Source organism: Mycobacterium sp. NGS48 (assembly GCF_059812585.1).
On record NZ_JCALCY010000022.1, the window covers coordinates 1 to 12,607 of the forward strand.

The window sequence follows — 12,607 nt, forward strand, 5'->3', positions numbered from 1 at the left end:
AGCCAATCACCGGTTGTGCGCACGCTCGCGGGGGGTGGCGATTACTTCGGGGCGGTCAACTCCAAGGCGATGTTGTCCGGGTCGCGAAACTCCAGGATGTAGGACGGTCCGATGTCCTTGACCGGCTCGTGGTCGATACCCAAATCGTCGAGATGCTCAGCCGCAGAATCTAATTCGTCCTTGCTGGCGGCCCGGAAAGCGAGATGGTCCAAGCCGACGCGGTCCTCATCAAAACGGTCGTCCGCAACCGGGCGTAAACCGATCAGCGCGCCGCCCAAATCGTAGATGACACCACCGAATAGGAACCCGAGTTGGTTGCGGGTCGCGGCCCCGGCGTTGTCGGGCACCTCAAGCAAAACCGGCCAACCGAACACACTCTCGTAGAACTGGCGGGATCGCTCGATATCGGTCACGGTGAGCCGAAGGTGCGCAATAGAGGTGGTGGTGATGCCCACCCGAGACATGCTGCCAGAATCACGGTCGTGCAGATAGCAATGACGATGCCGGTGATGGAGCCGGATTTGGATGCGGGTGTGCTAGCGGCCTGGGCGCGTGCGATCGACGAGGGCCCGTTCTCGTCACTGTGCTGGGGCGAGCGGATCGCGTTCGAAAACCCCGACACCGTGACCTTGCTGGGTGCGCTCGCTGCATGGACCGATCGAGCTCGGTTGGTGACGACGGTCATCGTGCCGCAACTGCATGACCCGGTGATGCTGGCCAAGGCGCTGGCGACCGGGGACATGCTGTGCGGCGGCCGCCTGGTCGTCGGTATCGGGATAGGCGGGCGCCACGAGGACTACCAGGCGGTGGGCGCAGACGTGACGGCGCAAACGATGCGCGGCATGGCCGAGCGGGTAGCGATCATGAAGCGCGTGTGGGCGGGCGAGAAAATCACCCAGTCGGTGCTGCCGGTGGGGCCGTCACCGGTGCAGCCAGGCGGGCCGCCGCTGCTGGTCGGCAGCATCGGGCCTAAGACCATCCGCAGCGCTTCCGCCTGGGCCGACGGGCTGGCCGGTACCACGTTGGACCTCGACGCCACAAAGCAGAACGAGCTGTTCGACGTCGCACGGGCCGCCTGGGCCGAGGCCGGCAAAGCCCCACCCCACCTGGCGACCTCATTCTGGTTTGCGCTCGGGTCCCGCGACGATGCCCGGGAACAGATGCACCGGCACCTGCGCCGCTATATGAACTGGATACCGGCGGAGTACGTCGACGCGATGGCCCCCACGACGGGATTTGCCGCTAGTGAAGAAGAACTGGTCGCGGTGCTGCGCAGCTTCAAAGCGATCGGCACCGACGAAATCCAGCTCATCCCAACCAGTTCCGATCTGGACCAACTTCGGCGGGCCGCCGACGTCGCAGCTGAGCTTTAGGCGGAGATTCCCCGGCTCCCTGTCGCAATCGCTCAGCAAACCGCGATTGTGCGGCAAGCTGGACAGATGTGGGGTAAGAGCGCGGCCACCATCGTGCACGAGCGCTGCCCGTTCAACGCTGAAGCTGCGGCCGCGGAGTTGGCCAGAAGTGAAATCACCCCGCTGAATACGTTCTATTGCCGCAACCACGGTCCGATTCCCGACATCCCTGTCCATACCTGGCGCCTGCGTGTCGATGGACTCGTCGCCAAACCGCTGAGTTTGAGCTTTGAGGAGCTGACCAGTGCGTTCACCGTCCACACCGTTGTCGCCACTTTGCAGTGTGCGGGCAACCGGCGCGCCGGGTTCAACGAGATCCGCCACATTGTCGGTGAGGATCCGTGGGGCTCGGGGGCGACCTCGACGGCGGTATGGCGCGGCGTCGCACTGGCAGACGTGCTCGACGCCGCCGCTGCCAGCCGTGACCACGGTTTGCACGTCGCGTTCGCGGCTCAGGACAGGTCTCCGATGGCTTCCCCGGCTCAGGTTTTCGGTGGTTCGATTCCGTTGGAGAAGGCGATGTCGGACGAAGTTCTGCTGGCCTGGGAGATGAATGATCAGCCGCTGCCACGGATCCACGGCGGCCCGGTGCGGGTAGTCGTGCCGGGATACATCGGCGCCCGCAGCGTGAAGTGGATCGACGCCGTCACGGTGCAAGAGGCACCGTCGCAGAACTATTTTCAGGCGGTCGCGTATCGGTTACTGCCGGCCGACCGCAACCCCGACACCGTCGCTCCGGGTGAAGGCATCTCTTTGTCGTCGGTGCCGCTGAATTGCGACATTCTGGCTCCCACTGACGGTGGCCGAGTTCCCAGTGGATCGCTGACCATCCACGGCTATGCCTTCGACGACGGCAATCACGGCATTGCGCGGGTTGACGTGTCGCTCGATGAGGGTCGCAGCTGGCGCCAAGCCGAACTCCACCCGCCGGTGAGCCGATGGGCGTGGCAGCACTGGTCGCTGACCGTGACGACTCAGCCTGGACCGTTGACGGTGATGGCCCGCGCATGGGACGCGACGGGTGCCACTCACCCCGAATCGGCTGCGTCGCTCTGGAACCCGAAGGGTTACGCCAACAATTCCTGGCCTCGCGTCCACGTCGACATCACGTAACCGACACGGCGACGTGTTGGGACCAAACGGCAGTGCCCTTGTCGTGTCCTGCTCTACGGTCGGGCTTATGAAAAAGGATGAGCAGACCGATCAGGACGGTGCAGAACACCAAAGTTTCAGCCAGATTCGTGACACTGAACTCGATCCTGAGGCAGTGACCAGCCGCGAGCTCCGTGACGCCCTGGCCAAGCTGGGCGTGCAAGCCGGCCGCAACCCGCTCAAGCTACTCGTCGTCATGTTGGTCGCGATTCGTCACACCAGCACCGCGATCTTCGAACTGGAAAAGCAGATCATTGCGTTACGCAGAGAAATTCGCGGACGACAAGAAAAGCCCCAGACCGACTCTGCCGCGCGGTGACCGTCCTGCAAAAGGCGCCGGGCAGGCATGCGCCCCGCGATCACCGCCAAAACCATCTCTGAGCTGCGACGACGGAAGTGCCCCCGGCAGGATTCGAACCTGATAGGAACCTCGGCGTTGCTGTTTTCTCTACGTGTGGTTTCTGTGCTCTAAGCTGCTGTTTCAGCACTTTCACCTAACGGCAGTATATAGCATTGTCGTGACATATCCGGCACGGATGTTGTGCAAATCTTGTGCGAGAATGGGCACTGTGGCACGCAAAAGACGCGGCTTCGGTCGGATTCGCCAGGAGCGCTCCGGGCGCTACAGCGCCGCATACGTAGGCCCTGACGGCAGGCTGCACCATGCTCCGAGAACGTACGCAGTCGAGTCGGATGCCGAAGGATGGCTAGCGCAAGAGCGCCGGAAAATCGACTTGGGCACCTGGGGGGCGGTCGAACGTTCGGATGGGGTGACCCTACGCGCCTACGCAGACAAATGGATCGAACAGCGCAACCTGCGGCCTCGCACGAGGGCACACTACGAGAGCATGTTGGAGCGGCTGATACTTCCGGAGTTGGGCGTCGCGAAGATCGTCACGCTAACGCCGGCCAAGGTCCGCGCCTGGCATGCCGGCCTAGGCACCGAGCATCCGACTCGTAGCGCTCACGCCTATGCGCTGCTGCATGCGATCTGCGCGACGGCAGTCCAGGATGAAGTGCTCGACGCCAACCCGTGCCGTATCCGCGCGGCGATGCAGACGAAGCGCCGCCGCGAGGTCGACATCTTGACGCCTGCCGAGGTTAAGGAGCTGGCGTCGAAAATGCCGCCGAGATTGCGCGCCAGCGTGTTGTTGGCCGCATGGTGTGGGTTGCGTTGGGGTGAAACGTCAGAGCTGCGACGCCAGGACGTCAGCGACGACTGCGCTACCCTGCGCGTTCGCCGAGCGGTCACCTACCGCTGCGGCAAGTTCTACGTGGGGGAACCTAAGACAGCGGCCGGGATTCGGGACGTGGCGGTACCTCCGCATATCCGTCCGGTTGTCAAGGCGCACTTGAAGAGCCATGTCGACCCTGGCGGGGAGTCGCTACTGTTCCCCACCGACGACGGTCGACATATGCACAGTGACAACTATCGCACTCATTGGGAGAAGGCGCGGGCGGCAATCGGCAAACCGAACTTGCGAGTGCACGACTTGCGGCATGTCGGCGCGGTGCTCGCCGCCCAATCCGGCGCCACCACAGCGGAACTGATGCACCGATTGGGGCATACCACCCCGCAGATGGCGCTGCGATACCAACACGTCGCGGAGGGCCGCGACGCTGAGATAGCGGAGCGGTTGTCGAGGCTGGCAGTGGGACGGGCCAAGGGCTAAGCCGACCGCGGAGGTTCGCCCGTTTCGCCGATGGCGAACAACGCAGGTATTGCGCGCACACAACGGCGCATGTCTGACGCTGGGTCGCAATATCTGCATGTCAGACACCATCACGTATGCGGCGATGCCTACGCTGAAACCCGTTCTCCGCGTTGCGTTCACGCAACAAAATTGGTTCTTCTAGCGCCGGGGTTTTCGGCGAATCCGGCGATACGATCAGATGCATGACGATAACGACAGATCACGACTTAACGAACCTTGTCAGCATCCGCCAGGCTGCCGACACCCTAGACTGCGACCCGCGCACAATTCGCCGGTACATCTCCACCGGTTTGCTGACCGCCGTGCGCATCGGCCCTCGCATGCTGCGCGTGCATCGGGATTCGCTTGTTGCGCTTGCGCGGCCGGTTGGGAATGTGTTGTGAGTCACGAACTGAGCACCTACGCAACCATGATTGACAGGCCACCGCGCAGGCTGGTCGTGAGGGTATTCGATGACGGCAATATCGAGGTTCGCACATTCATGCACCGCGAAGACGGCAACTTTCCGCTTGAGCCGAACGACACCATGTCATTGCACAAGACGGACGTCGATGCGCTCATAGATGCGCTCCGTCAGGCCGTGCGACTGGCTGGTGAAGATCGGCGATAGCGCTCGCCTATGCCGCGATCTGCGCGGTGTCGAAAATTCGGCCGCCGTGAATTTACCGTAATAAAGTAATCCGATACGATAGACTTAAAGTAGGAAACAATGGTCGCAGGACGGCCGCAGATTTGGACCCCGTTTGCGCGAATATCGTGGGCGCGGGATTACCAGTACACCGACGATGGGCGGATTCGCGACCAGTATCGGAATGTGCTGATCGATCACGATTATAACGTCACCTTACGGCTGTATGGCACTAGCCGCAAAATCACGTTCCCGCGCCGCGACATTCTCGCGCTCGAATACTTCGGCATGCCGCCGCGGTATCGGTGCGTAATTTGTGACAAAAGCTTACGATATTCGGTTGCTCACCTTAACGGGAACCGACGCGACTTTTCCCGCGACAACTTGAAACAGGTGCTCAGCTTCGAGGCTCGCGAACACGAACTTGCGCATATTCGTTGGGCCATGGTGCACAACGAGGTTCCGCGCTACGGCCGGACCACGCGCAAGCGCTCGCTAAGAGACCCATTCCTCCTCGGCCTTGATCTTGAGTGGCCGGCGCCGGCGGTGCTAAGGCGGCATATCGGAGATTCCGACGATTGGGGATCGACAATTGAAGAAATTCCGCCGCTTGGTCTCAATGACCGTCCGCGCGGCAGCCCGTTCAAGCTCCGGTCGGACGGAAACGATGGTAGCTAGATCATCTAACTTTCGCGGAACTTTTTGTTTTTGGCCATCCAAGCATCACGTTCCCGATGTCCGCAAGGACGTCCATAGGATTTCCAAAGGCTGTCCAAGGAGAGACAAAGGATAGGCAAGGACAGGATAGGCAAGGACAGGCCAGTGCAAGGACAGGCCAGTTGCCAGGATCTAGGACAGGCAAGGCGCGGCTAGTGCCGCGCCAGGCAAGGCGCGGCTAGTGCAAGGCTCGGCTAGAAGCGCAGGGGACATCTTCAAAGACACAAGGAATGCATCAGGAATGATCAAAGGCGCCGCATTGGATACGCGGCTACAACACGGTTTACTGCTGGACCCGAAATTGCAGCGGCGGCTCTCGGGTGAGGAGTTCCGCTCGTTTATCAACCTCCTGGTTTGGGTCGTCTCGCTGGTCACGGACGGTTGGTTCAATCCAGACGATGCGGAGATGATCATTGGGGATCGTCAGCATATTGACGCGCTCGCCGAGGTGGGCTTGGTGGAACGCTGCGAAGACTCCGGGTTGTATCGCATCCACCCCGACTATTGGGCTTGGCAGACTTCCAGAGCGCAACTGGAGGGCCTGGCCGCAAGGCGTGAGGCCGACAAGCTGCGCAAGCGAAAAGAGCGCGGTGATGGGCATGTGCTACAGGCGCAAGCGCCGTTCAGCTAAAGGGGAAACCGGGGATGATTCGGACAATCAGGAATAGCGACATTATCGTTGCGAGTCGCCCGAATGGCGGCTTCGCCATTGAGGCCGGCGTTGGCCGGCACCGCCGGCATATTTTGTTGACGTCCGCCGAGGCTGCCGAGTTGGCCGCTGAACTGACAGAATTGACCGCGCCGCGTATTCAGCGTTTCATCGGCGGGGTTGAGCAGTTTTGAAAGTAGGAATTTGTGAGCAATGTCGAGTATGCCGACATCATGTTTGACGGTGATGGCTGTGTTGGGTTGCGTTTCGATGATGGGCAGATTTTCTCGATGCCTGCGCCGGTGGCCGCGCGCCTGGGCCGCAACCTCTTGGATTGCGCCTACGAGGCCAGCGCGTGACCGGCAAGGTTTTCAACTTCGAAGGAACGCGCAACCGGATGAATCGAACCGTGGACCTCGCGGCGGTGTTGAAAACCATTTCCCAAGCGGAGTTGCTGTTCTACGAGCGCTGGGCCGCTACTTTTGCGCAAGTGCGGTACAAAGGGGCTGCCGGTGTCGGTAAAGCATTGGCACTGCTGGTTGACGCTGAATTGGCCCGCCGCGAATGGGACGACGCCCAGACACGCGCCCGTTTCGACGCGATGATGTGCGAGCTCCCCCGACCATCGCTCACCGACGCCCTCACGGATACCACCGATTAGGATTTCGATGCTGAGGCGAATTTCAGCCTATCTCGTCGTGCGTCTGTTTCTCGCGGCAGCCCGCGGAATGGCTTGCCGATGCCGCGGGTATTCGACCGTGATCGTAACGTGTGAGCGCCCCTGTGGCGGGCGAATTACCCGCCGGGCTTACCCGAATACCTGCGAAGGACGAAAGCGGCTCAGGGGGCCGTTTAGGTCCCGTAAACGCACCTCCTAGACCACCGCCGGGTGGTCCGTCTTCGGGTTGGACGGACCCCGGCGGCCTTAAATGGCGTCTTTTGATTCCGGCACGGATGACGACGCCACCAAACAGCCCAGCAGCCACAACACGCAACCCCACGCCGGCACGGCGTATTGGTTCGAATCCTTCCGGCACGGAAGTTCGGCATCGGGCACAGATGCGCAGAAAGTAATCGAACTACCATCCCATAAGGACAACATTTTCAATGGAACAAAAACTGGCAAGATTGCAGGCGCTCCGCGCCGAAGCAGTCCGCAATCGTAAATCAATTTTGGACCGCGTCGAGTCCGAGAAACGCGAGACGCTTACCGAGGCCGAGGAGGTCAAGTTTCGGGCGGCGTGCGCAATCATTAAAGACCTTGACGAACAGATCGCAGATACCCGCGGCGAGATCGAGCGCAGCGGCCGGGGTGACCTGACTGCCCTGAGCGTCGCTAACGCCATGGCCACCGCCAACGGCGGCCGCGGCTGGGCGGATCGTGCTGCCGAGGCGATCTGGAAAGCGAACGGCGAGAAGCGGGCTATCACCGCGTCGTCTATCGACATTCCGACCCTGGTACAGCCGAACGTGGTCGCAATGGATCGACCCGGCCGGCTAATTGACCTGCTGGTGAATCGGCAGCAGGTGCAGTCCAACGCCTACGAGTTCTACCGGCAGACAACCCGCACGAACAACGCCGATGTTGTGGCCGACGCCGCCACTAAGCCCACGTCGGTGTTCACCGTGACGCCGGTTGAGGATCGCTGCCGCGTGGTCGCGCATCTGTCCGAGCCCGTGCCTAACCGCCTGTTCTTTGACCACGGGGAGCTTCGCGCTTGGCTGGACGCCGAACTACGTGAGGGTCTGCTAGATGCGCTGGAGTCGCAGGCCGTCTCGGGCAGCGGTACCGGCGAGAACATGACCGGCATCATCAACACCGACGACGTGACCAGTGTTGCGTTCGACACCGATGTTCCGACGACCCTGCGGGGTGCATTAGCCACGGCGCAGGTGGGCGGTGTGACGCCGAACGCGTTTGTGCTGCATCCCAACGATGTTGCCGCGCTGGACTTGCTGCTGGAAACGTCGGCCAACGGCTACCTGCTGGACGGGTACGTGAATGGCACGGCCCGGTCGGCGAACGTGTTCGGCGATTCCAGCATTCAGCGGGTCGTGTCGCCGTCGGTCACCGAAGGTCAAGCCCTGCTTGCCGATTGGTCCAAGGCGAGGCTTTACATCCGTGAAGATGTCCGAATCGACCTGGACCCGTTCACCGAGTTCAAAACCAACCGGACGATTTTGCGCGCGGAGATGCGTGTCGGCTTCGCGGTGCTGCGCCCGGAGTCCTTCTACGTCATCGACTTAACGTCATCGTGACGTATGAGTATGACCCCGAGCGTCACGGCGACTTCCTGCCTTTGTGGGAGGCCGCGAAGCGGATGAACCTCACCGAAACTCAAGTACTCAACTTGGTGGAGCGGCACGCCTTGCGCGCGCTGCCGATGGGTTTCGATGAGGTTTGGGTCCAGCCGGCGATTACTAACATCGCACCGTAAGCCGGTCGGCGGTCAACCTCCGCCGCCGACCACAACCGCCGCCGCGGCATGGGGCCGGTTGTTTTTTCACCTCCTTTCCCCGGCTCCGGCTCGCTAGTGCCAGCGCGTCCCGCAGCGCCTTTCGGCGCGCGAACGCGTTAGCGAGCCACCGCGGCGGCTTCTAACCATCACGACAGGAAACCCGCTATGCAGTTTGGTTGGCGTTTTTGGCGGATCGGTCAGGGACCGGGCGGCCCGAGGTTGGTCGCGCCGTTTGTCACCGCGGGCCGGTGGCGCCTAGACAACCCCGACGTGGTGCGCCCGCCAGCCGTGCTCGGGGATGATGGAGTGCTCGCCGCCTTTTGCCCGTACGGCCACGCCGCACCTCCTCACGAGGGCTGCACGTGCGGCGTGCACTATTGCGACACCCCGCAATCACTGCAGGCCTTGGCGCCGAAAAATCTTTTCGTCGATTTGCGCGACGCTCAAAATTTCGTCGTCACCTACGGCGAGATCACCGGTAAGGTGCTGGCCGACCCATGGCTTCTGCCCGAGACGGTGGGCGTCCGCCTGAGCCCGCACGCGGGCAGCTACCGCTGTGGCAGCTACATAGTGCGCGCCATCATTGGGCGCGCCGCGGGCGGGTTTCGGCGCTACGGGGTGCCACTGTGCGAACGGGTGCCGACCGTGCCAACCATGCGCGCTGTCGAACAACGTCTGCGCAGCGGTGCCTAGCATCCCGGCCGCGGTAGTAGACGTGGACGACACACTGATGGACGCCGCGGGCCGCATCATCCCCCAGGGCATCGCGTTCTGTCAGCGCCAGTACCGCGCCGGCCGCGCAATCGTGGTGGTCACCGCGCGTGAGGAACGGTGGCGCGCTGACACAGCACGTTGGTTGGCGTTGAATTTGCCGGTGCCATTCGTCGGACCGTTTCATAGGCGCAACGGCGATGCACGGCCGTTCGCCGTGGTGAAGCGCGAGATTTGGCGAGACTTGCAGCGCCGCGGCTTCGGCATTCGGGCTGCCATCGATGACAACCCCGACATTCTGGCACTGTGGCGACGGCTGGGCATCCGCGAGGTTGAGACCGTGCCGCAACGGATTGCGCCGTGACCGTGTACGGCTGGCGGCTGTGGGCAATAGGGCACGTGCCGGAAGGCACGGCAAAGCTGCTCTCGCCGTTCGCCTCGGCCAGCATCGCCGGATCGGATCGCGTCCCCGCAGAGCATGTGACGCTGGGCGCTGACTGCACGTTGCGGGGCTGGTGTCGGTATGGCGACCACCACGACGAGGAAGTTCCTGCGCCAGACTGTGACTGCGGTGTTTGCGTGGTGCCGACCGTGACGGCAATGAACTACTGGCTCACGCGTCAAAGCGTGTTCCGTTCACCGGCCTACGCGACGACGTTCGGCACGGTCACCGGCCCAGTACTGCCCGACCCCTTCGAAGGCAATTCGCCCATTCCGAGTAGCCGACGCGCCCACAGCTATCAAGCGTTGGCAATCCTGACCCGCGCGCACCCTCACAGGCTGCGGCACTACGGGCTACCGATCTACCACGACGTGACAATGCCGACCATGATGCACGTCGCAAAGAGCTACAAGGCAACATGATTGAAAGACCTTGCGCGACAATGCGGTTCAGTGAGATACGATCGTTCAAACGTGTTGCGTGCCAATGTGATTCAGTACGACGGTACCCGGGGGCCGTCGCAAAGTGTATCCGCACGTTACGCCGGTCACTCTTTGTCACCGATATATTCTGGGTTCCGATGCGGGCACCCCAAAAAAGGCATTTCCACAGGTCAGGGGTAGTTTCGAGCGATACCGAACGACTGCGATTCCTTTGCGCCACAACACCATTCAACCACCGAAACATGCTGCATGGCAAGCGATTTCGTGAAATGAGAGACCATGACCCAATCCAAACCGCCCCGCGCGCCGAACGGCCTAAAAGCGCGCGGAAAGGCGTTTTTTCGGGAAGTTATGGCGATTTATGCCCTAGATCCGGGCGAAACGATCCTGCTCACCGAAGCCTGCAGGACATTGGACAAGATCGACGCCATTGAGGCAGAGCTGGCACGCGACGGTCTGACAATCACCGGCAATCGTGGGCAGCTACCGCGAGCTCACCCGTTGCTCTACGTCCTGACCGAGAAACAAAAAATCGTGAGCCGGCTGATTGCCGAGCTTGCTTTGCCGCTGCCCGGTGAGCAGGTGGGACGCCGCCGCAGCCCACAACAAAAGGCCGCAGCGCATTCGAGATGGACTCGCGAGGCGCGGTTGCAGGACGTGAGTCATGGCTGAGCGACGCATGAAAGGGCCGGCGTTCCCGCCTGAGTTGCGGGCGCCGTTCAGCAGCCGCTACACCTGGCACGAATCACGCGCCCGGTGGCTGAGGGCAAGCGGGCTGAAGGGCGCGCTTGTCGAGGTTCGCGCCATGACCAATGCCGACCTCAGCCGGCGGCTGCAAGCCGACCCCGACTACCGGGGCGCGTGATGGCGCGACTGCGCGACGACGATGCTGGCTGGGATTGGTGGGGCGAGATGGACTATCCGCCCGGCCCGCTGCGCGAGTTCAACCCCGACGACTGGGATGCGCCGACCGACCGCGAGAGGCAGCGGCAGTTCAACGAGGCCCGCCGATGGGCGGCACCGCGACACTGGGCCGTCGCCCGCCTGCGCCGGCAGCGCTGGGAGCGCCAGCGCTGCTTCCGGCCTGACCTCCCACCGCCGGAACCTTGGCCCCGCCGGTTCCCTGTCTAGTCGGGGGGCTTAGCGCCACGGTCGCGTTTCCGCGGCATCCGGTCGCCGCCGATGAGCCACATACCAATAGCGCCAAGCAGGATGATGATCATTGCAACAGCCGGGGGCGCCGACCAGGCCAATATAAATACCAACATGAATGTGAACATGCCAACGCGGGCGGCGGTCGGGTGACGATTCATCCACGAACGGCAGCGAGCGTGAATATTGCCTGTCATCAGTAAACCTCGTTGGGGAGGGTCGGCTCTAACTGCTGCTGGGCGATAAGGTCGCGCCAATCAGAATCGCACTGTTCCTGGTCGCCATATGGGCCGCACGCCCAGTTATTTTCCGGCTGGTCAAGGCAGGTTGAATAGTCGTATCGCGGGCCGGTGGGGTCGCAATACGGGCCGACCGGCGTCGGGTCAGCATGGGCCGGTGGCGCAAGCGCGGCGACCGCAATCCCGATGACCAGCGCCGGAATTGCGGCGAGTGGGCGCGTCATCGTTTCGCCCATTTCAGCCATGCGGCGTTGCCGACCCCGAGCGCGACGAGCACGATCAGCGCAATGAGCGGTCGGCTCATCGCCAGTATGCCGATCGATATGAATGCGTACAGCCCCGCGGCGGTCACGATGTCCCGGTGGCGACTAAACCACTTTCTCATCGATCAACCTCCCTACTTCTGACGTTGACGATACGAGCGCTCACCGACAGGTATCGCGGTTTTCGGAGAGGCCCGTAGCGGGTCCGCACCGTGCCCTGAGCTGTCACCACCAAGGCACGACGCGCACCCCCTACGCCAGTGCTTCGTATAGGTCGGCGACCGTACAGCCCAATCGGGCCGCGATGTCCTCATCGGTGTAGCCGCGCCGACGCATCTCGGCGTGAAGCTCAGCGAAGGTGAACAGCCCGGGCGGGCTGCTGTTGGTGTTCATGGGTGTCTCTCCAATCTGTTAGGAGCTACACCGAAGTTGTGCGAATCTTGCGCGGAGTTGTGTTTGCGCTGGTCAAACAGTGCCCCCGGCAGGATTCGAACCTGCGGCCTTCTGCTCCGGAGGCAGACGCTCTATCCCCTGAGCTACGGGGGCGCACGCGTGACATGCTGCGCCGTGGGGCTCCGACAGACTAACTCATCACAGCGGCTGTCCGACGACCGGAGCGATTCGG

At 62.3% G+C, this 12,607-nt stretch carries 23 protein-coding genes and 1 tRNA gene; 19 read left to right on the plus strand and 5 right to left on the minus strand.

Annotated elements, in window-relative coordinates; genetic code table 11:
* Window positions 1-41: 41 nt before the first annotated feature.
* Window positions 42-455 (minus strand): VOC family protein, encoded by a 414-nt coding sequence (locus tag AC5Y42_RS22045; protein ID WP_499900701.1) that lies wholly within the window; start codon window positions 453-455, stop codon window positions 42-44.
* A 39-nt stretch (window positions 456-494) separates the two neighbouring features.
* On the opposite strand from AC5Y42_RS22045, the gene AC5Y42_RS22050 reads away from it, so the two are divergent.
* The 19 genes from AC5Y42_RS22050 to AC5Y42_RS22140 all read left to right on the plus strand — a co-directional run bounded on the left by AC5Y42_RS22050 (window position 495) and on the right by AC5Y42_RS22140 (window position 11,459).
* A complete protein-coding gene (locus AC5Y42_RS22050; protein WP_499900742.1) occupies window positions 495-1,373 on the plus strand; it encodes an LLM class flavin-dependent oxidoreductase in 879 nt (292 codons plus the stop codon).
* A 66-nt stretch (window positions 1,374-1,439) separates the two neighbouring features.
* Complete coding sequence (locus AC5Y42_RS22055; protein WP_499900702.1) at window positions 1,440-2,525, plus strand: sulfite oxidase; 1,086 nt, start codon at window positions 1,440-1,442, stop codon at window positions 2,523-2,525.
* A 67-nt stretch (window positions 2,526-2,592) separates the two neighbouring features.
* Entirely contained in the window at window positions 2,593-2,883 is a 291-nt protein-coding gene (locus AC5Y42_RS22060; protein WP_499900703.1) for a hypothetical protein, read from the plus strand.
* Between the two features lie 241 nt (window positions 2,884-3,124).
* On the plus strand, window positions 3,125-4,237 hold the full coding sequence (locus tag AC5Y42_RS22065) for a tyrosine-type recombinase/integrase (protein ID WP_499900704.1): 1,113 nt from the start codon (window positions 3,125-3,127) through the stop codon (window positions 4,235-4,237).
* A gap of 224 nt (window positions 4,238-4,461) precedes the next feature.
* Window positions 4,462-4,662 carry a helix-turn-helix domain-containing protein gene (locus AC5Y42_RS22070; RefSeq protein ID WP_499900705.1) on the plus strand — a complete coding sequence of 67 codons (201 nt, stop codon included), beginning with the start codon at window positions 4,462-4,464 and terminating at the stop codon, window positions 4,660-4,662.
* Window positions 4,659-4,889: a hypothetical protein gene (locus AC5Y42_RS22075; protein WP_499900706.1), complete on the plus strand. Its 231-nt coding sequence runs from the start codon at window positions 4,659-4,661 to the stop codon at window positions 4,887-4,889. Before AC5Y42_RS22070 ends, AC5Y42_RS22075 begins: the two co-directional genes overlap by 4 nt.
* Before the next feature lie 99 nt (window positions 4,890-4,988).
* A complete protein-coding gene (locus AC5Y42_RS22080) occupies window positions 4,989-5,585 on the plus strand; it encodes a hypothetical protein (protein ID WP_499900707.1) in 597 nt (198 codons plus the stop codon).
* Between the two features lie 280 nt (window positions 5,586-5,865).
* Entirely contained in the window at window positions 5,866-6,255 is a 390-nt protein-coding gene (locus AC5Y42_RS22085; RefSeq protein ID WP_499900708.1) for a hypothetical protein, read from the plus strand.
* A 14-nt stretch (window positions 6,256-6,269) separates the two neighbouring features.
* Window positions 6,270-6,467, plus strand: a complete 198-nt coding sequence (locus AC5Y42_RS22090; protein WP_499900709.1) for a hypothetical protein — start codon at window positions 6,270-6,272, stop codon at window positions 6,465-6,467.
* Window positions 6,468-6,479: 12 nt separating this feature from the next.
* Entirely contained in the window at window positions 6,480-6,632 is a 153-nt protein-coding gene (locus AC5Y42_RS22095) for a hypothetical protein (RefSeq protein WP_499900710.1), read from the plus strand.
* Entirely contained in the window at window positions 6,629-6,934 is a 306-nt protein-coding gene (locus AC5Y42_RS22100; RefSeq protein ID WP_499900711.1) for a hypothetical protein, read from the plus strand. Before AC5Y42_RS22095 ends, AC5Y42_RS22100 begins: the two co-directional genes overlap by 4 nt.
* A 446-nt stretch (window positions 6,935-7,380) precedes the next feature.
* On the plus strand, window positions 7,381-8,532 hold the full coding sequence (locus AC5Y42_RS22105) for a phage major capsid protein (protein ID WP_499900712.1): 1,152 nt from the start codon (window positions 7,381-7,383) through the stop codon (window positions 8,530-8,532).
* Entirely contained in the window at window positions 8,529-8,711 is a 183-nt protein-coding gene (locus AC5Y42_RS22110; RefSeq protein ID WP_499900713.1) for a hypothetical protein, read from the plus strand. Before AC5Y42_RS22105 ends, AC5Y42_RS22110 begins: the two co-directional genes overlap by 4 nt.
* 186 nt (window positions 8,712-8,897) lie before the next feature.
* On the plus strand, window positions 8,898-9,425 hold the full coding sequence (locus tag AC5Y42_RS22115) for a hypothetical protein (protein WP_499900714.1): 528 nt from the start codon (window positions 8,898-8,900) through the stop codon (window positions 9,423-9,425).
* Complete coding sequence (locus tag AC5Y42_RS22120) at window positions 9,418-9,807, plus strand: phosphatase domain-containing protein (protein ID WP_499900715.1); 390 nt, start codon at window positions 9,418-9,420, stop codon at window positions 9,805-9,807. Before AC5Y42_RS22115 ends, AC5Y42_RS22120 begins: the two co-directional genes overlap by 8 nt.
* Complete coding sequence (locus AC5Y42_RS22125) at window positions 9,804-10,307, plus strand: hypothetical protein (RefSeq protein WP_499900716.1); 504 nt, start codon at window positions 9,804-9,806, stop codon at window positions 10,305-10,307. Before AC5Y42_RS22120 ends, AC5Y42_RS22125 begins: the two co-directional genes overlap by 4 nt.
* Before the next feature lie 300 nt (window positions 10,308-10,607).
* A complete protein-coding gene (locus AC5Y42_RS22130; protein WP_499900717.1) occupies window positions 10,608-11,000 on the plus strand; it encodes a P27 family phage terminase small subunit in 393 nt (130 codons plus the stop codon).
* Window positions 10,993-11,193: a hypothetical protein gene (locus AC5Y42_RS22135; RefSeq protein ID WP_499900718.1), complete on the plus strand. Its 201-nt coding sequence runs from the start codon at window positions 10,993-10,995 to the stop codon at window positions 11,191-11,193. Before AC5Y42_RS22130 ends, AC5Y42_RS22135 begins: the two co-directional genes overlap by 8 nt.
* The gene (locus AC5Y42_RS22140) at window positions 11,193-11,459 is read left to right on the plus strand and encodes a hypothetical protein (protein WP_499900719.1); all 267 of its coding nucleotides are present in this window, start codon (window positions 11,193-11,195) and stop codon (window positions 11,457-11,459) included. The genes AC5Y42_RS22135 and AC5Y42_RS22140 overlap by 1 nt, the downstream gene beginning before the upstream one ends.
* A 217-nt stretch (window positions 11,460-11,676) precedes the next feature.
* Here the strand turns inward: AC5Y42_RS22140 and AC5Y42_RS22145 are convergent, their stop codons facing one another.
* The 4 genes from AC5Y42_RS22145 to AC5Y42_RS22160 all read right to left on the minus strand — a co-directional run bounded on the left by AC5Y42_RS22145 (window position 11,677) and on the right by AC5Y42_RS22160 (window position 12,528).
* Window positions 11,677-11,964 (minus strand): hypothetical protein, encoded by a 288-nt coding sequence (locus AC5Y42_RS22145; RefSeq protein ID WP_499900720.1) that lies wholly within the window; start codon window positions 11,962-11,964, stop codon window positions 11,677-11,679.
* Window positions 11,940-12,104, minus strand: a complete 165-nt coding sequence (locus AC5Y42_RS22150) for a hypothetical protein (RefSeq protein WP_499900721.1) — start codon at window positions 12,102-12,104, stop codon at window positions 11,940-11,942. The genes AC5Y42_RS22145 and AC5Y42_RS22150 overlap by 25 nt, the downstream gene beginning before the upstream one ends.
* A 130-nt stretch (window positions 12,105-12,234) precedes the next feature.
* On the minus strand, window positions 12,235-12,375 hold the full coding sequence (locus AC5Y42_RS22155; protein WP_499900722.1) for a hypothetical protein: 141 nt from the start codon (window positions 12,373-12,375) through the stop codon (window positions 12,235-12,237).
* An 80-nt stretch (window positions 12,376-12,455) separates the two neighbouring features.
* Window positions 12,456-12,528: transfer RNA gene (locus AC5Y42_RS22160), tRNA-Arg, on the minus strand.
* Window positions 12,529-12,607 lie beyond the last annotated feature (79 nt).